This is a genomic window from Pseudomonas capsici, from assembly GCF_017165765.1.
GTDB lineage: Bacteria > Pseudomonadota > Gammaproteobacteria > Pseudomonadales > Pseudomonadaceae > Aquipseudomonas > Aquipseudomonas capsici.
This window is the reverse complement of the sequence record NZ_JAFGZD010000004.1, coordinates 43808-64502: the sequence shown is the minus strand read 5'-3', so window position 1 is coordinate 64502 and position 20695 is coordinate 43808. Positions and strand designations below refer to the sequence as shown.

19 protein-coding genes are annotated in these 20695 nt (G+C 59.0%); 7 read left to right on the top strand and 12 right to left on the bottom strand.

Annotated features, from left to right (window positions below; genetic code table 11):
* Positions 1 to 4 precede the first annotated feature (4 nt).
* From pilQ to JSY17_RS06780, 5 genes are read right to left on the bottom strand one after another with little or no spacing between them, the layout of a single operon-like run.
* Positions 5 to 2104: a type IV pilus secretin PilQ gene (pilQ, locus tag JSY17_RS06800; protein ID WP_162883208.1), complete on the bottom strand. Its 2100-nt coding sequence runs from the start codon at positions 2102 to 2104 to the stop codon at positions 5 to 7.
* Between the two features lie 47 nt (positions 2105 to 2151).
* Positions 2152 to 2679, bottom strand: coding sequence for a pilus assembly protein PilP (locus JSY17_RS06795; protein WP_117167158.1), 528 nt, complete (start codon positions 2677 to 2679; stop codon positions 2152 to 2154).
* Positions 2676 to 3299 carry a type 4a pilus biogenesis protein PilO gene (gene pilO / locus JSY17_RS06790; protein WP_117167157.1) on the bottom strand — a complete coding sequence of 208 codons (624 nt, stop codon included), beginning with the start codon at positions 3297 to 3299 and terminating at the stop codon, positions 2676 to 2678. The genes JSY17_RS06795 and pilO overlap by 4 nt, the downstream gene beginning before the upstream one ends.
* On the bottom strand, positions 3296 to 3868 hold the full coding sequence (locus JSY17_RS06785) for a PilN domain-containing protein (RefSeq protein WP_117181780.1): 573 nt from the start codon (positions 3866 to 3868) through the stop codon (positions 3296 to 3298). The genes pilO and JSY17_RS06785 overlap by 4 nt, the downstream gene beginning before the upstream one ends.
* A complete protein-coding gene (locus tag JSY17_RS06780; RefSeq protein ID WP_117181781.1) occupies positions 3868 to 4932 on the bottom strand; it encodes a pilus assembly protein PilM in 1065 nt (354 codons plus the stop codon). The genes JSY17_RS06785 and JSY17_RS06780 overlap by 1 nt, the downstream gene beginning before the upstream one ends.
* A 211-nt stretch (positions 4933 to 5143) precedes the next feature.
* Between JSY17_RS06780 and JSY17_RS06775 the strand changes: the two genes are divergently transcribed.
* Both JSY17_RS06775 and JSY17_RS06770 read left to right on the top strand, forming a co-directional pair.
* Positions 5144 to 7582, top strand: coding sequence for a penicillin-binding protein 1A (locus JSY17_RS06775; RefSeq protein ID WP_404823080.1), 2439 nt, complete (start codon positions 5144 to 5146; stop codon positions 7580 to 7582).
* Positions 7583 to 7702: 120 nt separating this feature from the next.
* Entirely contained in the window at positions 7703 to 8749 is a 1047-nt protein-coding gene (locus JSY17_RS06770) for a hydrolase (protein WP_117186104.1), read from the top strand.
* A gap of 47 nt (positions 8750 to 8796) precedes the next feature.
* Here JSY17_RS06770 and JSY17_RS06765 read toward each other — a convergent pair whose 3' ends face one another.
* Together JSY17_RS06765 and JSY17_RS06760 are read right to left on the bottom strand one after the other, a co-directional pair.
* Positions 8797 to 9651 carry a sulfurtransferase gene (locus tag JSY17_RS06765; protein ID WP_206401574.1) on the bottom strand — a complete coding sequence of 285 codons (855 nt, stop codon included), beginning with the start codon at positions 9649 to 9651 and terminating at the stop codon, positions 8797 to 8799.
* 48 nt (positions 9652 to 9699) lie between these two features.
* Positions 9700 to 10371: a TetR/AcrR family transcriptional regulator gene (locus JSY17_RS06760; protein WP_117181785.1), complete on the bottom strand. Its 672-nt coding sequence runs from the start codon at positions 10369 to 10371 to the stop codon at positions 9700 to 9702.
* A 165-nt stretch (positions 10372 to 10536) separates the two neighbouring features.
* On the opposite strand from JSY17_RS06760, the gene JSY17_RS06755 reads away from it, so the two are divergent.
* From JSY17_RS06755 to JSY17_RS06745, 3 genes are all read left to right on the top strand, one after another.
* The gene (locus tag JSY17_RS06755; RefSeq protein ID WP_206401575.1) at positions 10537 to 11946 is read left to right on the top strand and encodes a coniferyl aldehyde dehydrogenase; all 1410 of its coding nucleotides are present in this window, start codon (positions 10537 to 10539) and stop codon (positions 11944 to 11946) included.
* 158 nt (positions 11947 to 12104) lie between these two features.
* Complete coding sequence (gene coaD, locus JSY17_RS06750; protein WP_025258126.1) at positions 12105 to 12587, top strand: pantetheine-phosphate adenylyltransferase; 483 nt, start codon at positions 12105 to 12107, stop codon at positions 12585 to 12587.
* Positions 12588 to 12675: 88 nt separating this feature from the next.
* On the top strand, positions 12676 to 12927 hold the full coding sequence (locus tag JSY17_RS06745; protein ID WP_117181787.1) for a YfhL family 4Fe-4S dicluster ferredoxin: 252 nt from the start codon (positions 12676 to 12678) through the stop codon (positions 12925 to 12927).
* A gap of 32 nt (positions 12928 to 12959) precedes the next feature.
* On the opposite strand, the gene JSY17_RS06740 is transcribed toward JSY17_RS06745, so the two are convergent.
* The 3 genes from JSY17_RS06740 to JSY17_RS06730 form a co-directional block, all read right to left on the bottom strand.
* Complete coding sequence (locus JSY17_RS06740; protein WP_117181788.1) at positions 12960 to 13298, bottom strand: multidrug transporter; 339 nt, start codon at positions 13296 to 13298, stop codon at positions 12960 to 12962.
* Positions 13299 to 13392: 94 nt separating this feature from the next.
* Complete coding sequence (gene mutM, locus JSY17_RS06735) at positions 13393 to 14205, bottom strand: bifunctional DNA-formamidopyrimidine glycosylase/DNA-(apurinic or apyrimidinic site) lyase (RefSeq protein WP_117167147.1); 813 nt, start codon at positions 14203 to 14205, stop codon at positions 13393 to 13395.
* 45 nt (positions 14206 to 14250) lie between these two features.
* Positions 14251 to 15117, bottom strand: coding sequence for an HDOD domain-containing protein (locus tag JSY17_RS06730; protein ID WP_117167146.1), 867 nt, complete (start codon positions 15115 to 15117; stop codon positions 14251 to 14253).
* 190 nt (positions 15118 to 15307) lie between these two features.
* Here JSY17_RS06730 and JSY17_RS06725 point away from each other — a divergent pair, with 190 nt between their 5' ends.
* Both JSY17_RS06725 and ilvD read left to right on the top strand, forming a co-directional pair.
* Positions 15308 to 16504: a class I SAM-dependent rRNA methyltransferase gene (locus JSY17_RS06725; RefSeq protein ID WP_117167145.1), complete on the top strand. Its 1197-nt coding sequence runs from the start codon at positions 15308 to 15310 to the stop codon at positions 16502 to 16504.
* A gap of 498 nt (positions 16505 to 17002) precedes the next feature.
* Positions 17003 to 18850 carry a dihydroxy-acid dehydratase gene (ilvD, locus tag JSY17_RS06720; RefSeq protein ID WP_206401576.1) on the top strand — a complete coding sequence of 616 codons (1848 nt, stop codon included), beginning with the start codon at positions 17003 to 17005 and terminating at the stop codon, positions 18848 to 18850.
* 64 nt (positions 18851 to 18914) lie between these two features.
* Here ilvD and JSY17_RS06715 read toward each other — a convergent pair whose 3' ends face one another.
* Positions 18915 to 19970 carry an HAD family hydrolase gene (locus JSY17_RS06715; protein ID WP_206401577.1) on the bottom strand — a complete coding sequence of 352 codons (1056 nt, stop codon included), beginning with the start codon at positions 19968 to 19970 and terminating at the stop codon, positions 18915 to 18917.
* Positions 19971 to 20181: 211 nt separating this feature from the next.
* Entirely contained in the window at positions 20182 to 20694 is a 513-nt protein-coding gene (locus tag JSY17_RS06710) for a dihydrofolate reductase (protein ID WP_206401578.1), read from the bottom strand.
* Position 20695 lies beyond the last annotated feature (1 nt).

Here is a 20695-nt window from a genome sequence, read left to right as displayed (position 1 = left end):
AGAATCAACGACTCACAGCAATCGCCTGGTTGTTCATGATACGCGGAGTCAGAAATACCAACAGCTCGGATTTCGCTTCTGAAACCGTATCTCGACGGAAAAGGCGGCCAAGATACGGTACATCGCCAAGAAATGGCACTTTCTCTACAACTTTACTTTGCGTATTGGAGAACACGCCACCGATCACGATAGTCTCGCCATCGGAAACCAGCACCTTGGCATTGACCTCGTTTTTCTTGATCGGAGGCACACCGAGCACGGCATTGAGGTAGTCCGGCTCATCCTTGGTGACCTTGACCTCCATGATGATGCGGTTGTCCGGCGTGATCTGCGGCGTCACTTCCAGCGACAGGGACGCTTCCTTGAAACTCACGGTTGTCGCGCCGCTGGAGCTGGATTCCTGATAAGGGATTTCCGTACCTTTGAGGATCTTGGCGGTTTCCTTGTCGGAAGTGACCACTTTGGGCTGGGAGACGATTTCACCGTTGCCGGTCTTCTCCATCGCGCTCAGCTCAAGATCGAGCAGGGTATTGTTGGTAACGAAGGCGATGCCGATCCCGGAAGTGGCACTACCGGCACCCAGGTCGACGAACGGAGTGTTGGCACCCAGGTCACTGCCGGTATTGCCCGCTTCGTCGCCGTTATCGTCCAGACCATAGGTATTCCAGTTGCCGCTGCCGACCTTGGTCCCGCCCCAGCGCACACCCAGCGCCTTGTCGTAATCGACGTTGGCTTCGACGATGCGCGCCTCGATCATCACCTGACGCACCGGAATATCCAGCTGGGACACGATGCGGCGCAACTCGTCGAGCCGATCCTGGGTCTGGTAGGCAATGATGTTGTTGGTGCGCTCATCCACGGTGATCGAGCCGCGCTCGTCGGCTTTCGACTCGACACTGGTCACCGACTGGAACAGCTTGGCGATATCGGCGGCCTTTGCGTAGTTGACCTGCAGCAGCTCACGACGCAACGGCGCCAGTTCGGAAATCTGCTTGAGGGATTCCAGCTCCTGGCGTTCACGGGCAGCGATTTCGTCAGCCGGCGCGACCAGCAGGACACTGCCGACCTTGCGCTTGTCCAGCCCCTTGGTCTTGAGCACCAGATCCAGCGCCTGATCCCACGGCACGTTCTGCAGGCGCAAGGTAATACCGCCCTGAACCGTGTCACTGGCCACCAGGTTCAGGTTGGTGAAGTCAGCGATCAGTTGCAGCACCGAACGCACATCGATGTCCTGGAAGTTCAGCGACAGCTTTTCACCGGTGTAGACCGGCTTGTCGGCAGCGCGACGGTCCAGGTCTTCGTTGGTCAGGGGACGCACACTGATGGTCAGCTTGTTTTCGGTCTGGTAGGCCGAGTAATCGAAAGCGCCCGAAGGCTCGATGCTGATGCTCGCCTTGTCGCCGGAAGTCGCGGCTGTCACGAACTGCACAGGCGTGGCGAAATCCTTGACGTCCAGCCTGACACGCAGCGGCTCGGGCAACTGGGTCTTGGCGAAGTCGACACGAATCTTGCCGCCCTGCTCCTGAATGTCCGGAGAAATGCCCGGGCTGCTCAGATCGATGACCACATTGCCTTCGCCCAGCTCACCGCGCTGGAAGTCGATATTCCGGATGGCTTTCGCGCCAGCCGGCACATATGGACGGGCCGCTGCGGGAGCGGGCGTCGGGACTGCGACTCGTGGCGCTCCCATGGCCGTGCTCGGCTGGGAAGACTGCGCAGCGGCAGCGCCCTGGCCGACCACCACGAACAGGTTATTGCCTTCGACACGCGAGCTGTAAGGAGACAGCGTCGTCATGTTGATGATGACCCGCGTGCGGTCCTGGGCCTGAACCACCACGACACTGCGCGCATTGCCCGAACCCAGATCACGACTCTTGGTTGCCAGCTGGCTGGTCACACCCGGCAGGTCCAGGGCGATACGCGCCGGCTGCTCGGTGGTATAGCCGCGCGGCGCAGGAACCGGAGAATCGAAGGAAAGCTTCAATTCGATCCGGTCGCCTGGCAAGGCTGCGACATCCAGCGTTTTGAGATTGGCTGCCTGGAGAACCGGCGAAAGCATCGCTATCCCTAGCGAAACGCCGATAATCGAGAGAATCCTGATCATGATGAATTTCCGTTGTGCGGTGTTAAGCATGCTTGGCCTTGCCCACTTCATGAGCGTTCTTTGAGGGAAATACTGCGCGGCCTTTCAAGCCAGGCCCCCTCTCCATCAGGAACTATTTCAATGACATCGACCTGCGCATCGCTGACCGACACAATCCGGCCGTTATTGCGGCCCAGATAATCACCCACCTTTACGCGATGTACCCCTCCGGCACCGCGCAACAAGGCGAATGTACCCGATTCGTTGCCGATGGTTCCGACCATCTCGAAGGATTCGATGTTGAACCCTTCGAGAAACTGTTTGACCCGCGTCTCGTCCGGCTTGACCAGCCGTGAGCCTTTCTGGCGATTGAGCAGATCGATCTTCACCGGAGGCTGGAACGGACTGCGCAGGTTGGCCGCGTTATAGGTAAAGGTTTCATAGGGGCGGAACTTGGGCAATGGATCGATATTGCCCGAAGGACGCGCCTTGACGTCATTGACGAAGGCAGTGAGGTCGGCGAACTCCTGATCGTTATCGCACCCGGCCAGCCCCATCAGAACCATACTGACGCACAACAGTCGCGCCGCCCTCATTTCTTCAGCCCTTCATCGTTGTAGCGGTAGGTCTTGGCCAGAATGTTCATGCGCAGCTTGGTCTGGGATTTCGGGTCGACCGGTTTGATCTCGAAGTCATGCAGCGTCACGATGCGCGGCAGACTGGCAACGCCACTGACGAACGTCGCCAGGTCGTGATAACCGCCCACGACCGTGATCTGGATAGGCAACTCGATATAGAACTGCTGAACCACCTCGGGCAGCAGCTTGATTTCCTCGAACTCCAGACCGCTTCCCAGGCCTGTACGGGTGATGTCTTCGAGCAGGCCCGGCACTTCGGTATCGCTGGGCAATTGCCGCAACAGTGCGCCGAAGGTGTTTTCCATCTCTTCCATCTGCTTCTTGTAAGGCTCCAGGTTCGCGGCCTGGAAAGCCTTGGTCGACACCTGCTCGCGCAGCATCAGCTCATTGGCCTGAGCACCTTCGAGCCGGGTTTCCAGCTCCTGGATGAAAAAGAAATAACCCAGTGCAAACACCAGCACCATCACCAGCACACCGGCGATGGCCTTGACCGCTGCAGGCCAGGAGCCCAGGTTGTTGAGATCCAGGTCATTGAGGTCGACCTTGCGAAGCCCTTCCAGCCATTCGGCAAAATTCATGGCTTGGCTCCTTCAACCACAGCAGCAGGCTGGGTCTGGCGGACAGTCAGTTGAAAGACATTCGCCTGATCCACGGCACCCGCCGTGGTCGCCTTGACCTCGGTCAGGCTCGGCGAGGCCAGCCAGTCGGAGGCCTCCATATTACGCATCAGGTCCGAAACCCGGTTGTTGGACTCGGCAGCCCCGCTGATGGAAATCAATTTGTCGGTCATTTTGACATCTGAAAAATAAACGCCATCGGGCAAGGTCCGCGCCAGCTGATCGAACACCCGGCCAATGATCGGGCGGTTGCCCTGCAGGTCCTGGATGATCTTCATCCGCTCCAGCAGCTGTTTGCGCCGGGCTTTCAAGTCGCTGATTTCCTTGATACGGATATCGAGCTGGGCGATTTCCTTCTGGATGAATGCGTTGCGCGCTTCCTGATAAGTGATCGCGTTGTTGATATAGCGATCGAGCAGAAACAGCGCGCCCACCGAGAACACCAGCACACCGGCCAGCACGGTCAGAAAGCGTTTCCTGCGCTCTTCGCGAAGCTCTTCACGCCACGGTAAAAGGTTGATCCGTGCCATTAGTCGAAGCTCCTCAAGGCGAGACCGCAAGCGATCATCAAGGCCGGAGCATCACTGGCCAGCGCACCGGCGTTGACCTTGGAGCTCAAGGCCATGTCGGCAAAGGGGTTGGCAACCAGGGTTGGCGTACCAAGACGTTTCTGGATCAAATGCTCAAGCCCTGGAATGGAAGCCGTACCGCCTGCCAGCATGATGTAGTCCACGGTGTTGTACTGCCCGGCAGCAAAGAAAAACTGCAGCGAGCGAGACACTTGCTGCACCAGTGCATCCTTGAAAGGGTTCAACACTTCACTGACGTAATCGTCGGACAGCCCGCCCTGCTTCTTCGCAAGCCCCGCTTCTTCCATGGACAGGCCATAGCGACGCTGGATTTCCTCGGTCAGCTGGCGACCGCCGAACAATTGTTCGCGGGTATAGATGATGCGCCCGTGATGCAGCACGCTCAGGGTGGTCATGGTCGCACCGATGTCCACCACGGCTACGGTCAGTTGATCGTGATCATTGCCCAGCTGGGCAGACAGCAGCCCGAAGGAACGCTCCAGCGCATAGGCCTCCACATCGACGACACGGGCCGTCAGCCCGGCCAGCGCCAATGCGGCCTCACGCACCTCCACGTTTTCCTTGCGGCAGGCAGCCAGCAGCACTTCGACACGCTCCGGATTACGCGCCGAATAGCCCTGGACTTCAAAATCGATGGCGACTTCTTCGAGGGGATAGGGAATGTACTGGTCAGCTTCAAGCTTGAGCTGGTTTTCCATGTCGTCGTCGGACAGACCGGCATCCATCTCGATGGTCTTGGTGATGACCGCCGATCCCGCCACGGCGACCGCCACTATTCTGGCGCTTGTCTTGGCCTTGACCAGCACGCGCGACAACGCCTGCCCGACCCCTTCGAGTTCGGCAATGTTCTTTTCGACAACGGCATTGGCCGGCAGCGGTTCGACCGCATAGGACTCGACCTTGTAACGAGTGCCGGAACGACTCAACTCAAGGAGTTTTACCGAGGTAGAGCTAATATCGATCCCTAGAAGGGTGTTGGCCTTCTTACCGAAGAGTTCGAACACAACCAGTATTCCTATGAGTTTTCCGCCACTTACGGAGTAATTTTTGGTCAGAGCCACTGTCAACAGCCTTGACAGTAGCGCAAATCACGCCTGGAGACGAAAAATGCTTATAATGCCCAGCGGTTTTTTCGTTTAACAAAGCTTCAAGGCGTGTTCGTTTGTAAATGCCTGCGCTCAACCCATTCTTTTTCGTGGAAATCCAAAAGCCTTGATACGCCTGCTGAAGTTTATCTGGTGGTCTCTCGTAGCAGTATTCTGCGGCCTGCTGCTCGCGTTGAGCGGTGCATTCCTTTATCTGAGCCCGAACCTGCCCTCCGTCGAAGCGCTGAAGAGCATTCAGTTGCAGATCCCCCTGCGCGTCTACAGCAGCGACGGCAAGCTGATCGCCGAGTTTGGCGAGATGCGCCGCACGCCCATTCGCTTTGCCGAAATCCCGCCCAACTTCATCAACGCCCTGCTGTCGGCCGAAGACGACAACTTCGCCAATCACTACGGCGTCGACCCGAGCAGCCTGATGCGTGCAGCCACCCAACTGGTGAAAAGCGGCCATATTCAATCAGGCGGCAGTACCATCACAATGCAGGTCGCGAAAAACTTTTTCCTGACCAGCGAAAGAAGCTTTTCACGTAAAACCACCGAGATCCTTCTTGCCCTGCAAATCGAGCGCCAACTGACCAAGGACGAGATCCTCGAGCTGTACGTCAACAAGATCTACCTGGGCAACCGTGCCTATGGCATCGAGGCTGCGGCGCAAGTCTACTATGGCAAATCGATTCGCGATGTAAGCCTTGCGCAAATGGCCATGATTGCCGGCCTGCCCAAAGCACCGTCGCGCTTCAATCCGCTGGCCAACCCGGCCCGGGCCAAGGAGCGCCGCGACTGGATCCTGGGCCGCATGTACCGCCTGGGCAAGATTGACCAGAGCGCCTATCAGGCGGCACTCAACGAACCGCTCAACGCCAGCTATCACGTCCCGACGCCGGAAGTCTACGCGCCCTACATCGCCGAGATGGCCCGCGCCGAAATGGTCGGTCGCTACGGCAGCGAAGCCTATACCGAAGGCTTCCGCGTCACCACCACTGTTCCGAGCGACCTGCAGGAACACGCCAACAAGGCCGTACAGCAAGGCCTGATCGAATACGACCAGCGCCATGGCTATCGCGGCCCGGAAAGCCGCTTCCCGGGCATGACCCATGCAGGCTGGACTCAGGAACTGATCAAGCAGCGCACGATCAACGGCCTGGAGCCCGCCATCGTCACGCAGGTGGATAAAAACGGCATCCGCGTCCTGACCCGCAACGGCGAAAAGGAAGAAAACGTCGAGTGGAGCAGCATGAAATGGGCTCGTCCTTACCTGAACACCAACAGCCTGGGAGCCAATCCGCGTCAACCGGCTGACGTGGCGCATGTGGGCGATCTGGTTCGTCTGCTGCGTCAGGAAGACGGCTCGCTGAAATTCAGTCAAATTCCCGCCGCTCAAAGCGCACTGGTTTCCCTTGATCCGCAAAATGGGGCCATTCGCGCCCTGGTCGGTGGCTTTGCCTTCGAGCAGAGCAATTACAACCGCGCCATGCAGGCCAAGCGTCAGCCGGGTTCGAGCTTCAAGCCTTTCATCTACAGTGCGGCTCTGGACAACGGTTATACCGCTTCGAGCCTGGTGAACGATGCGCCTATCGTGTTCGTCGACGAATACCTGGACAAGGTCTGGCGTCCGAAGAACGACACCAACACCTTCCTCGGCCCGATCAGGCTGCGCGAAGCTCTCTACAAGTCGCGCAACCTGGTTTCGATCCGCCTGTTGCAGGCTCTGGGTATCGATTCCACCATCGACTACATCACTCGCTTCGGATTCGCCAAGCAGGACCTGCCACGCAACCTGTCGCTGGCACTGGGTACCGCGACCCTGACACCCATGGAAATCGCCACCGGCTGGAGCGCATTTGCCAACGGCGGCTACAAGGTCAGCCCGTACCTGATCCAGAAGATCGAGAACCGTGACGGTCAGACACTGTTCCTGGCCAATCCGGCCAGCGTTCCGGCGACAGAAGCCAAAACCGCAGCCAATACCTCGACCTTCGCGATCCATGACAGTCCGGGCCTGACCACCACGTCCCCGACCTCCGCCACCGAGCCACAGGCCCCCGTGGTTGCAGAGCGAATCGTCGACGGCCGCACGACCTACATCCTCAACAGCATGCTGCAGGATGTGATCAAGCGCGGCACAGGGCGTCGTGCCCTGTCCATGAACCGGCCGGATATCGCGGGCAAGACCGGTACGACCAACGAATCCAAGGATGCGTGGTTCTCCGGCTATAACGCGGATTACGTGACCACGGTCTGGACGGGCTTCGATCAGCCGGAAAGCCTCGGACGCCATGAGTTTGGCGGTACGGTCGCCCTGCCGATCTGGATGGACTACATGAGCGCAGCCCTCAAGGACAAGCCACCGCATCAACAGGCCGAACCGGATGGCATCCTCAGCCTGCGGGTCGACCCTGTCAGTGGCCGCGCCGCGACGCCGAGCACGCCCAATGCGTTCTTCGAGCTGTTCAAGAGCGAAGACACGCCGCCAAGCGTGAACGAACTGGGCGGCAGCGTACCGGGCAGCCCTCTGCCAGCCGACGAGTCGGCCCCCATCGATCTGTTCTGACGGCTTTCGCGCAGATGAATGCGCTCCTGCTGCAGGAGCGCATTCACAATCAAACCACTCGGCCAAAAACCCCTTACATCTCGCACCACTTAGTGGCAACGTACGTTTCTGCATTCATTGATGAGCAAGACCGTGTCAGCCAGCCCTCTGCACCCATCCCCGGCAAACCGTTTCGTCCCGGCTTCAGGCCTGGGTAATCCGCACCTGCAAACCTTGTGGGGACCGCTGTGGCGAAAGAGAACATTGCTTGCCCGCACACGGGAGCGCATGTGGCTGGAGGACGGGGACTTTCTCGATATGGACTGGCATGGCCCCCACGAAGCCGATACGCCGCTGGTGCTGGTCCTGCACGGGCTGACCGGGTCGTCGAATTCGCCTTATGTGGCAGGCCTGCAAAAAGCGCTGGCCTCCCGAGGCTGGGCCAGCGTGGCGTTGAACTGGCGCGGCTGCTCCGGCGAGCCGAATCTGCTGTCGCGCAGTTACCATTCCGGTGCCAGCGAAGATCTGGCTGAAGCCATCGCCCATCTGCGAGCCTTGCGCCCTCTGGCACCGCTTTACGCCGTGGGTTATTCCCTGGGTGGCAACGTTCTGCTCAAGTATCTGGGGGAATCCGGCACAGAGAGCGGCCTGCTGGGCGCGGTGGCCGTATCGGTGCCCTTCCGGCTGGACGAATGCGCCAACCGTATCGGCCAGGGTTTTTCCAAGGTCTACCAGCGGCATTTCATGCGCGAAATGCTGGCCTATATCCGGGACAAGCAACGCCACTTCCAGCATGAGGGAATGAGCGAAGGACTGGCCGAGCTGGCGGCTCTGGGCTCGCTGGAGAATATGCGCACATTCTGGGATTTCGATGGCCGGGTGACAGCGCCGCTGCATGGTTTCGCCAATGCCGAGGACTATTATCGCCGGGCATCGAGCCGGTATTTTCTGGGCCGGATTCGCACACCGACACTGATCATCCAGGCAGCGGACGATCCTTTCGTCTTTATCCATAGCCTGCCCGAACCCGACGAGCTTTCAGCCTGTACGGAGTTCGAGCTGCAGGCCAAGGGCGGGCATGTGGGGTTTGTCGATGGCTCGCTGAAAAACCCCGGTTACTATCTGGAGCGGCGTATTCCGCACTGGCTGAGCATGGCGTATGAGCGAGACAAGGCTGTTCGCGGATAGCATGCGGGAGGCAGCTTGCTGACGACAGCCGGCAAGCCGCCTCGCACTTATGCGCCGGTCGCAACCTCGCGGGCCGGATCGGTAATCCATTCGCTCCAGGACCCTGCATACAGCGTCCCCAGTGGATAACCCGCCAGACACAGGGCAAACAGGTTATGACAGGCCGTCACACCAGAACCGCAGTAGGCAACCAGGTCCTTGGGCGAGCGATCCTTCAACGTCTCGGCAAAGCGCTGCCTGAGCCGATCGGCGGGTAGAAAGCGCCCGTCAGGCCCCAGGTTTTCATTGAAAGCGACGCACTGCGCACCCGGAATATGCCCGGCAACCGGGTCGATGGGCTCCACTTCTCCGCGAAAACGGGCTTCGGCGCGTGCATCGATCAGGGTCAGCTCCGGACGTCCGAGACGGCCTTGCAAGCGACTGGCATTGAGCACCAGCGACATGTCGGGCTCGCCCGTGAAAGTGCCGGGGCTGTTGCCCGGCGCATCCAGGCTCAGCGGCAGACCCGCCGCATGCCAGGCTTTCAGACCACCATCGAGCAGGTAGACACCCTCACGCTTGCCCAGCCACGCCAACAGCCACCAGGCACGGGCCGCAAAGGCGCCGGGACCATCGTCATAGAGCACGATTTCGCTGTCCGGGTTGATGCCCCACGCCTGAAAACGCCGCAACAGAGCTTCAGGGTCCGGCAAGGGATGACGTCCGGTCTTGCCCTTGGTGACCGGGCCACTGAGATCACGCTCTAGGTCCGCAAAAGACGCACGATCGATATGGCCCTGAGCGTAACTGCGCTGCCCGTAATCGGGATCTTCCAGCGCAAAGCGGCAATCGAGAATCACCAGCCCGGGCTCTCGCTGGCGGGCAGCCAGTTGCTGAGGGCTGATCAGTTGCGCGATGGACATGACTCACTCCTGTAAGCAGAAAACCGAATATTGATTGCTGACGACTGCTCAGCCGACGTCTCCCAGCACCTTGGGCAGGGCCGTATAGAAAGCGGCGCACAAGGCGCTGAATTCCTCACGGGCTTCGGCGCTGATATAGCCATACTCCAGCATAAGCACCTGATAGACACCACGTCGAATGGCATCTTCATTCAAGTGCGTGGATTGTTCCCGCGTGGTGCACAGGAAACGCACCCAGGAGGTGAGGATTATCCAGGTATTGAGGGTCAGCGATTCGAGCTGCGCCTTGTCCATGTTCAGGACGCCGGCCTCGACGAAAGCATTGTAAATCGCCATTGCCTGGGTCAGAGAGCGTTGGGAGAAACGCCGATAGCGGGTCGCCATTTCCGGGTCGCAAGCCAGCAGATGCTCAAGATCGCGATGCAGAAACCGGTAACGCCACATGCTGTCGAGTATCGCCAGCAAATAGTCACGCTTGTCTTCGACCGTCGGCTGCCGCCCTTTGGGCGGAAACAGAAAACCATCCACCAGCGCTTCATACTCGCTGAACAGCGAGGCAATGATCGCCTGCTTGTTGGGGAAGTGGTAATAGAGATTGCCCGGCGAAATTTCCATGTGCGCGGCAATGTGATTGGTGCTTACGCTACGCTCACCCTGCTGATTGAACAGCTCCAGACTGACCTGCACGATACGTTCACGGGTTTTGATACGTGGAGCCATGCTCAGCTCGATCCCTCGGGTATGTTGATGGGGAATGTTAGCGCAAGCGCTCGGCATAGATGCAGTGATGTGTGTGAAACCTTGGGACAAGGGGGACACAGGCCATTTGACTTTATAGAGCATTAGCTCTAAAACACTCGAAAAATCCAGCAAGGAACGCCTCGAATGTCCGACGCCCCGCCTTTTTCCAGCGAACTGGAACACACGTTCGCTCTCCAGCGCCAGGCATTCGCAGCCAACCCGATGCCCCCGGCGGCCCAACGCTCCCAATGGCTCAAAAGCCTGGGTGAACTGCTCAGCGAGCATCGGCAGGCATTGATCGACGCCATCAGCAGCGATTTCAGCCATCGCAGCCCCGACGAAACCCTGCTGGCCGAGTTGCTGCCAAGCCTGCTGGGTATACGGGATGCGCGCAAAAGGCTCAAGCGCTGGATGAAACCCTCACGCCGCCATGTCGGCCTGGCCTTTCAACCGGCCTCGGCCAAGGTGGTGTATCAGCCTCTGGGCGTGGTCGGGGTTATCGTGCCCTGGAATTACCCACTGTTCCTGGCCATCGGCCCGCTGATTGGTGCTCTGGCCGCGGGCAACCGGGTAATGCTCAAGCTCAGCGAATCCACGCCTGCCACGGGCGAATTGCTCAAGCGCCTGTTCGCCCGGATCTTTCCCGAGGACCTGGTCGCAGTGGTGCTGGGCGAGGCCGATGTGGGCATGGCCTTCTCCAGACTGCCGTTCGATCATCTTCTGTTTACCGGCGCGACCAGCATCGGCAAACATGTCATGCGTGCTGCCGCCGAGAACCTGACGCCGGTCACGCTGGAACTGGGCGGCAAGTCTCCGGTGATTGTGTCCGCAGATGTCCCGCTCAAGGACGCCGCCGAGCGCATTGCATTCGGCAAGACCCTCAATGCCGGGCAGACCTGCATTGCGCCGGACTACGTGCTGGTGCCACAGGATCGGGTGCAGGGGTTCGTCGAAGCCTACAGGCAAGCGGTCCAGAGCTTTTATCCGACACTGGCCGACAACCCGGACTACACGGCCATCATCAACCAGCGACAACTGGCACGGCTGAATCACTATCTGGACGACGCCACCAGCAAAGGTGCCGAGGTAATCGCCTTGTACGATCAGGGACAGGCACAGCGCATGCCGTTCAGTCTCCTGCTCAACGTCAGCGATGACATGCTGGCCATGCAGGATGAGATTTTCGGGCCGCTGCTGCCCATCGTGCCCTACCGTCATCTCGATGATGCCTTTGCCTATATCAATGAACGCCCTCGCCCACTGGCGCTCTACTACTTCGGCTACAACAAGGCCGAGCAGCAAAAAGTGCTGGAACAGACTCACTCCGGCGGCGTCTGCCTGAACGATACGCTGATGCATGCGGCTCAGGACGACTTGCCCTTCGGGGGAATCGGCCCTTCAGGCATGGGGCATTATCATGGGCGGGAAGGTTTTCTGACCTTCAGCCAGGCCAAAAGCGTGCTCATCAAGCAACGCTTCAACGCAGCGCGTTTAATTTACCCGCCGTACGGTAAGGCTATTCAGCGGCTGGTCTACAAGCTGTTCCTGCGCTGAATAGAGCCATGCCAATGGCCATTGAGATGCCATCAGCCTGATAAAAAATCGCCGATAATCGGCACAATAAAGCCTCGCCGATGACACCTCGACTTGGCCCACCGAGGCGGCTGCGATAACATCCGAGTCCCCAACCGGACTCCGACCAGGACGACGCGATGAACCGAGTGTTGTACCCAGGAACCTTCGACCCGATAACAAAGGGCCACGGCGATCTGGTCGAACGCGCCTCGCGCCTGTTCGACCAGGTGGTCATTGCCGTGGCTGCCAGCCCGAAGAAAAACCCGCTGTTCCCTCTGGAACAACGTGTAGAGCTGGCACGCGAGGTCACCAAACACCTGCCCAACGTCGAAGTCGTAGGCTTTTCGACCTTGCTTGCCCAGTTCGCCAAGGAGCAGAACGCCAACGTCTTTCTGCGCGGCCTGCGGGCGGTTTCGGATTTCGAATATGAATTCCAGCTGGCCAACATGAACCGACAACTGGCACCGGACGTCGAGAGTCTGTTTCTCACTCCGTCGGAACGTTATTCGTTCATTTCGTCGACGCTGGTCCGTGAAATCGCAGCCTTGGGCGGTGATATCAACAAGTTCGTGCACCCGGCCGTCGCTCAGGCACTGACCGATCGCTTCAAACGCTCGTAACCTCGAGGTGCACAGAAGGCGCTAATGCGGCACAATTCGCCGCATTGGTTTTCATACGCCCCGGTACACCCCGCGGCTGGAGTGTTTCATGTCCCTTATCATCACTGACGATTGCATCAACTGCGACGTCTGCGAACCCGAGTGCCCGAACGAGGCCATTTCACAGGGCGAAGAGATCTACGTGATCAACCCGAACCTGTGCACCGAGTGCGTCGGTCATTACGACGAACCTCAATGCCAGCAGGTCTGCCCTGTGGACTGCATCCCGCTGGACGAGAATCGCGTCGAAAGCAAAGACGAGCTGATGGCCAAATATCGCCTCATCACCGGCAAGGCATAGCCTTCATTCGCCGGTGACCGGAGCGTTCTGCATCATTCCTGCTTGCCATATCCATCGCCGGTGCAGCCCAGGCACCTGACGAATGCAGCCTTGCCAGGATCGACCACCAGCGCCTTGCCGGTTGCCCCCAGGTTACCGCCCGCGGCTGCGAAAGGTGCCGCAATCACGAACAGCCCCGTGCCGACAATGGTCGCGGCAATCAGCAATGGCCGGGCGATGATCAGATCGCCGATCATGGCGAAAGCGGGCGGAGTCTGGATGCTGTAGACCGGATCACCACTGCCTGGAGGCAGCTCGGTAGCCATGGCAGGTAAAGCCTGTAACCCGACGAGCAGGGTCAGGGTGGCGGCGAGAATACGAAACGGGCGCATGGCTTGGTCCTTCAGGTGTCGCGGGTTGGGGTGCTGATAACTATAAACAGCACTGGGGCTTAAGCAAGCGACGCAGTATTTCAAGTATTGAGGATCAGGTCTGGCATTTGGGGCAATAAACGCTCGCCCGCTGCCCCAGCTTGACCTCACGCAAGGTCGTGCCACACACCTTGCACGGCTGCTCGCCACGACCGTAGACAAAAAGCTCCTGCTGGAAATAGCCCGGCTTGCCGTCGCCACCGATGAAATCGCGCAGAGTCGTACCGCCCCGTTCGATGGCATAGGCCAGAATGCGCTTGATCTCGATGGCCAGCTTCAGATAGCGCGCCCGGGAAATGCCCTTGGCCTCGCGACGCGGGTCGATACCGGCAGCAAACAGCGCTTCGGTCGCATAGATATTGCCCACGCCGACCACCACCGCGTTGTCCATGATGAAAGGCTTCACCGCAATCGACTTACCTCGGGAGCGCTCATAAAGACGCTCGCCATCGAACAGGTCCGTCAACGGTTCCGGCCCCAGTCGAACCAGCAGTTCATGGGTATGGGGCTCCAGACTCCAGAGCATGGCACCGAAGCGACGCGGGTCGGTGTAGCGCAGCGCCAGACCGGACTCCAGTTCGATATCCACATGCTCATGCTTGAGCGCAGGAACGCCGGCTTCGACCAGACGCAGGTTACCCGACATGCCCAGATGACTGATAAGCGTCCCGACTTCAGCCTGGATCAGCAGGTATTTGGCCCGCCGACCGACTTCCACGATCCGCTGCCCGGAAAGGCGCACATCGAGGTCTTCGGGAATAGGCCAGCGCAAACGCCGGTCTCGCACGATCACGCGACTGACACGCTGCCCTTCAAGGTGGGGCGCAATGCCACGGCGCGTGGTTTCGACTTCAGGTAATTCAGGCATGGATAACTCGGTGAGGCAAAAAAGGAAGACCGGGAGCGGGCAGAATCAGTGGGCGCCCAGCTCGCGGATGCTTTCCTTCAGGTATTCAAAGTCATACTCGGAAAGACCGACATAATCCAGCACCATATGGCCGATGCTGTTCCACTCGTGATCTTCGTCCTGGTTGCCCAGCACCCGGCAGGATTCACAGATATGCTCGGCCATTTTCAAAGGAGCCAGGAGATTCTTGAGCGCGGTATTGCGGCTCGACTCGTCCTCGAAAATCGCCAGGGCATTGTGGTGATTGGCAATGGCATTGCAGACATGTTCCGGCAAACGCCAGGACTTTGCAGTGAAATAGCCGACAACGGCGTGGTTAGTGTCGAACCTGCTGTTTTCGGTGTCCACGATCCGGCAATCTGGGCCGGCCTTGGCGTAGGACTCTTCCAGCACCGGCATGTAATCCGCAAAACGCTTGAGCATCAGCGGAATACCGCAGTCATGGAACAGGCCCAGCGCGTAGGATTCGTCAACCGTCTGCGAGCCGATTCGCTTGGCCAGGGTCAGGCTGGTGATTGCCACGTCCTGGGCACTGTCCCAGAAACGGTTGAGCGTCACGATGGTTTCGTCGCTCATCTCGCCCTTGATCGACTGCGCGTTGATCAGGTTGATGACAGTGCGACTGCCCAGAAGATTCACAGCCTTCTGGATCGAGGCGATCTTGTTGGACAAGCCGTAATGCGGAGAATTGACGATCTTGAGCAATGCGCCGGAAAGCCCCGGGTCCTGAGAGATCAACCGCGCAATGACCGCCAGATCGGGATCAGGCATGTACTGCTCCATCTGCAGGTCAACCATGATCTGCGGCTGCGGAGGTACGCTGATACCCTGAAGGGCTTGCTGGATCTGCTCGGGGGTCAACTCTTCGGACATAGAAATTTACTCGGGGCCATAGCAGGATTCTGCCCGCTTAATGAGAATCGGTCCATAAGCTCTTGGGCACAAGGCTATGACTTTAGCCAAGTTTCATGATTCCAAATGTTTGCTCCGATTAATTGACGTGATGTCCCTCAGACAGCCCGATCACAGGCTATAATCCCGCTCTTTTTTCCGGAGCGACGTCATGTCCCTGCCTAGCCTGCGCCTCAAAGCCAACGCCGACCGTCGCCTGCGCGCCGGTCATCTGTGGGTCTACAGCAATGAAATCGATGTAGCCGCCACCCCACTGCACGGTTTTGCGGCAGGCGATCAGGCGTTGCTCGAAGCCGCTGGCGGCAAGCCACTGGGCATCGTCGCCATGAGCCCCAACAACCTGATCTGCGCCCGCCTGCTATCACGGGATATCAAGCTGGCGCTGGACAAGTCGCTGCTGGTGCATCGTCTGAACGTGGCACTGTCCCTGCGTGATCGTCTGTTCGACAAGCCGTTCTATCGCCTGGTCTACGGCGATTCGGACCTGCTGCCGGGTCTGGTGGTCGATCGTTTCGACCATATCCTCGTGGTGCAACTGGCTTCAGCAACCATGGAGCAGCATAAGGAAGACGTGATCGCCGCTCTGGTTCAGGTGCTCAAGCCCAGCGGCATTCTGTTCAAGAACGACTCGGCTGCCCGCGATGCCGAAGGTCTGAACCGCTATGTCGAAACCGTCTATGGCGCAGTACCGGAATGGGTTGCGCTGGAAGAGAACGGCGTGAAGTTCGAAGCCCCTGTATTGCAGGGTCAGAAAACCGGCTGGTTCTACGACCATCGCATGAACCGCGCCCGTCTGGCACCTTACGTCAAAGGCAAGCGCGTGCTGGACCTGTACAGCTATATCGGCGGCTGGGGCATTCAGGCAGGTGCCTTTGGGGCCAGTGAAGTCACCTGCGTAGATGCCTCGGGCTTTGCCCTGGACGGCGTGGAGCGCAACGCAGCCCTGAACGGCTTTGCCGAAAAGGTCACCTGCATTGAAGGCGACGTGTTTGAAGCCCTGAAAGAGCTGAAAGCCGCCGAAGAGCGCTTCGACGTGATCGTGGCCGACCCGCCCGCCTTCATCAAACGCAAGAAAGACCTGAAAAACGGCGAAGGCGCCTACCGCCGCCTGAACGAACAGGCCATGCGCCTGCTCAGCAAGGACGGCATCCTGGTCAGCGCCTCGTGCTCGATGCACCTGCCAGAAGACGACCTGCAAAACATCCTCCTGACCAGCGCCCGCCACCTGGACCGCAACATCCAGTTCCTGGAGCGCGGCAGCCAGGGCCCGGATCATCCGGTACACCCGGCCATCCAGGAAACCCGCTATATCAAGAGCATTACCTGCCGGTTGTTGCCGAATAGCTGATTCCAGCCCGTCGCGGGCAAGCGCGCTCCTACAGCGTTTGTAGGAGCGCGCTTGCCCCTCTTGTTGCGCTTTTCGGAACTCATCCACCAGCAGGCGTCCCATTCGCCAATCATTGAATAGCGGTCGTCGCTCATGAACTACGGATGTCAGCAAGTAAATGCGCCCTATTTCGGAATACCGCCCTTTACGCAAATCGGCTCCATGACTGGATATGGACAAATCACACCTCTTCCCTGATGGCTCCCAGTCAGATTAGTGGACACATGAAAACCCTCACCCCGATTAGCCTTTCAGGAGGTGTCCGCAAGCCTGCCGACCCGTGTAGAATCGACCCTATTCATCGCCAGTCATCCCCCGGCGGGTTTATGAGCTCAGGCCGAGTGCACGGCGATCCCGTGGCGTTCGGTTTCTTCGCTGCGTCCGGTCACTGCCGTTGCGTGTAGCGTCACTAGAAGCTCACTCCCCTTACTGATTAGCCTGTTTTGCCGGAGTGCTCCAATGCCTGATTACCGCTCGAAAACGTCCACCCACGGTCGCAACATGGCCGGCGCACGTGCCTTGTGGCGCGCCACGGGCATGAAGGACGAAGACTTCAAGAAACCGATCATCGCCATCGCCAACTCCTTCACCCAGTTCGTACCGGGACACGTCCACCTCAAGGACATGGGTCAACTGGTCGCTCGGGAAGTGGAGCACGCAGGCGGCGTGGCCAAGGAATTCAATACCATCGCCGTGGATGACGGTATCGCCATGGGCCACGACGGCATGCTGTATTCGCTGCCGAGCCGCGAGATCATCGCCGATTCCGTGGAGTACATGGTCAACGCCCACTGCGCCGACGCCATCGTCTGTATCTCCAACTGCGACAAGATCACCCCCGGCATGTTGATGGCGTCGCTGCGCCTCAATATCCCGGTGATCTTCGTCTCCGGCGGGCCGATGGAAGCCGGCAAGACCAAACTGGCCAGCCATGGCCTGGATCTGGTCGATGCCATGGTGATCGCAGCCGACTCCACCGCCAGCGACGAAAAGGTCGCCGAATACGAGCGCAGCGCCTGTCCGACATGCGGTTCATGCTCGGGCATGTTCACCGCCAACTCGATGAACTGCCTGACCGAAGCACTGGGCCTGGCACTGCCGGGTAACGGCTCGACACTCGCGACCCACAGCGACCGCGAGCAACTGTTCCTGACTGCCGGCCGTACCATCGTCGAGCTGTGCAAGCAGTATTACCGCGACAACGATGAGTCGGTTCTGCCGCGCAACATCGCCAGTTTCAAGGCGTTCGAGAATGCCATGACTCTGGACATCGCCATGGGCGGTTCCACCAACACCATCCTGCACTTGCTGGCCGCTGCCCAGGAAGCCGAAGTTGCCTTCGACCTGCGCGATATCGACCGTCTGTCGCGCAAGGTGCCGCAACTATGCAAGGTTGCGCCGAACATCCAGAAGTACCACATGGAAGATGTACACCGCGCAGGCGGCATCTTCAGTATCCTGGGTTCGCTGGCCCGTGGCGGCCTGCTGCATACCGATCTGCCGACCGTACACAGCAAGACCATGGCCGAAGCCATCGCCAAATGGGACATCACCCAGACTGACGACGAAGCCGTCCACACCTTCTTCAAGGCAGGTCCGGCAGGCATTCCGACGCAGACGGCTTTCAGTCAGTCGACCCGCTGGCCGAGCCTGGACGACGACCGTGAAAACGGCTGCATCCGCAGTGTCGAGCATGCCTACTCCCAGGAAGGCGGTCTGGCCGTGCTGTACGGCAACATCGCACTGGACGGCTGCGTGGTAAAAACCGCAGGCGTGGACGAATCGATCCATGTCTTCGAAGGCAACGCCAAGATCTTCGAGAGCCAGGACAGCGCTGTGCGCGGCATCCTCGCCGACGAAGTGAAGGCTGGCGACATCGTGATCATCCGTTACGAAGGCCCGAAAGGCGGCCCGGGCATGCAGGAAATGCTGTATCCGACTTCCTACCTGAAATCCAAGGGCCTGGGCAAAGCCTGTGCCCTGCTGACCGACGGTCGTTTCTCGGGCGGTACTTCGGGACTCTCCATCGGCCACGCTTCGCCGGAAGCGGCGGCAGGCGGCGCAATCGGTCTGGTGCGCGATGGCGACAAAGTGCTGATCGACATCCCGAACCGCTCGATCAACCTGCTGGTCAGCGACGAAGAACTGGCTGCACGCCGTGCGGAACAGGACAAGAAAGGCTGGAAACCGGTGGAAGTGCGTCCACGCAAAGTGACCACCGCCCTCAAGGCCTACGCCCTGCTGGCGACCAGCGCCGACAAGGGTGCGGTACGTGACAAGGCACTGCTGGACAAGCTGGTGCCATAAAAGCTGCAAGCCACAAGTCAGAAGCTGCAAGTCAAAAGCTTGCAGCTTCTAGCTACGCTTCCCCTTACTGAATCTCGTCCGGCTTGACGATCACCCAGTTCTTGTCAGCCGTCACCGGCAATCCTTCCTTGGCCTGCGCCTCAGCATTGGCCTTGATCATGCCATCAAGCTGCTTCATGTACTTGTCCTTGCGGTTGATCCACAGGTGTACGCCGCCTTTGTTGACATCCACACCGTGGAACAACATGTAGCCGTCGCTGGTTGGCGTATCGCCAGCCACCAGAACCGGTTTCTTCCATTGATCGATGTAAGTCAGGATTGCCGCCTGCTTGCCCGCCATCCAGGTAGCCGGTGTCCACAGATAAGGTGTCAGTTCGAGACCGAGGTTGCTCTTCTCGTCGTATTTGCCAGCCGTAATCTGTTTGCGGGCAGTGGTCAGCTCGCCGGTTTTACGTTCCTTGAGCAGCATGGTCACGCCAATGACGTTCTGCGGTTTGACGTTGTAACCGTACTTGGGATCGGAAGCGACCATCCGCACCAGTTCTTCGGAAGCGGCGGTCATGACATAGACCTCGATGCCGTTTTCCATCAGCTTGTTGAAAAGCTCTTTCTGCCCGGTAAAGACTCGTGGCGGCTCGACGTCGAGCTTCTTGACCACATCCCCGTCGTAGTAAGTCGCCGGGATCGGCTTGCCCGATGCCATCAGCTCGTCGACATACCCTTTCAACTCCTTGAGGGTGAAACCCGAGAACACTTGCGCCACCCATGGATAGCAGACCATGTCATCCAGTTCGCAAAGGCGGTAGTAGTAACTGAACAGGCTTTCCTTGTGTTCGGCAGTGTCCTTGAAGGGAATCAGCTTGAGAGACGGGTCCAGCTTTTCGCGAGTGATAAGCCCTTTGTTCTCCATGTACGGCAACAGCGACTCTTCGAGGTCGAAGCGATAGCTGGTGTTGTCCATGTCAAAGACTGCGTAATTACCCTTGTTCGCGTTCGCCGCAATCATGGTGTCCAGCGCCTTGGCGGCAGGCTCCGGCCAGTGCTTCAGCTCGGTGGCGAAAGCCTGGCTGGCAAGACCCAGACACAGAGCGGCGGCGAGTAATTTTGGTGCGAACTTCATCTATGGTTATCCCCCGATAAATGTATAGGGCCGACCGTAGCAAAGTGATGTGACGATTTTCGTGTGTGAACGACCCCGCGTGTTCTGACGGCGTCATGTCCGCAATGGTTCGCGACAGGAATAGTTGATTGCGACATTTTTGTGACATTTGCATGTTCATCACGAACGATTCATTCCCGTCGCACAGGAACGAATCACTCGCGATAACTGTTCAGCACCGCTCCCAGATCTCGAAGCTGTAGGCAGGCTTGTCATCCAGCGCCGGATTCGGGCTCTCGGACACCAGCGTCCATTCGGCAGCATCGAACTCCGGAAACCAGGCATCGCCCTCAGGGCTCAGCGCCACGCGGGTGAGGTAAAGGCGGTCGGCATCAGGCAGACCCTGCGCATAGAGCTGCGCACCGCCGATCAGCATCACTTCATCGACACCCTGCTCCTGCGCCCATTGCTCGGCGCGCACCACGGCGGCTTCCAGGGAAGTAAAGACTTCAGCACCTTCAAGCTGCAGATCGGCCTGGCGACTGACCACCAGATTCAGGCGACCGGGTAATGGTCGACCCAGCGAATCCCAGGTCTTGCGCCCCATGATGATCGGCTTGCCAAGGGTCGTGGCCTTGAAATATTTGAAATCCCCCGGCAAATGCCAGGGCATGGAATTGTCGACGCCGATGACCCGGTTTTCACCGAGCGCGGCAATCAGGCTGAGAGGGAGATGTTTTTTCATG